The following is a 627-nucleotide window of genomic DNA, read 5'->3' as shown; positions in this document are numbered from 1 at the left end:
CAACATGCAAAATCATGTTATCAATCATTGCAAGGTCAAATTCCCCATCAAGGATATAGCCATCTATCTTCTTCTTATAAGATAAGGAATATGCACAACTGCTATAGATTTTATTTGCTAAATCATTTTTATTGAAATCAAATGGACAGGCTTACAACTACATATAAATAATATCATCAGTAACATAAGGCTTTATAATAATCATAGCTATAAAGCCAATACATATTATCCATGTAACACTTTTCTTTAAAAGATCTGTCGTAAAAATAACATAGCTATAAATAGAGGCCCAGTCAAAATCTGTGTTAATTCACAATCAATTAGAATTTGTAAGCGACACCAACACGGAAATCATTGGTTTTGTAGCTCAGTTCGCTTCCTTCCTTCTCAAATTTCTTTTTACCGAAATCTGAGTAACGGTATTCTGCACGCAATAAAACATTATCAGTCATAGCAAAATCAACACCACCGCCAAGAGTGAAACCAACTAATGTCTTTGTTTTATCAAACAATTGAGCAGAAGCGATTTCTGCATCATCTGCTGCTTTTGTTACCTTAGTAGAACTGACAGCTTGTACCTGTGCATAGGAAACACCACCAGCAACATAAGGCATAATGCGATCAGCG

General features: G+C 34.4%; 1 protein-coding gene. It reads right to left on the bottom strand.

The window, feature by feature from the left end:
- Nucleotides 1-320: 320 nt before the first annotated feature.
- The coding region (locus ACFINZ_RS11455; RefSeq protein ID WP_375701575.1) for an outer membrane protein at nt 321-627 on the bottom strand (307 nt) is incomplete at its 5' end.

The organism is Bartonella sp. AA81SXKL (assembly GCF_042196945.1).
GTDB lineage: Bacteria > Pseudomonadota > Alphaproteobacteria > Rhizobiales > Rhizobiaceae > Bartonella.
This window is presented reverse-complemented; position numbering and strand designations above follow the sequence as displayed.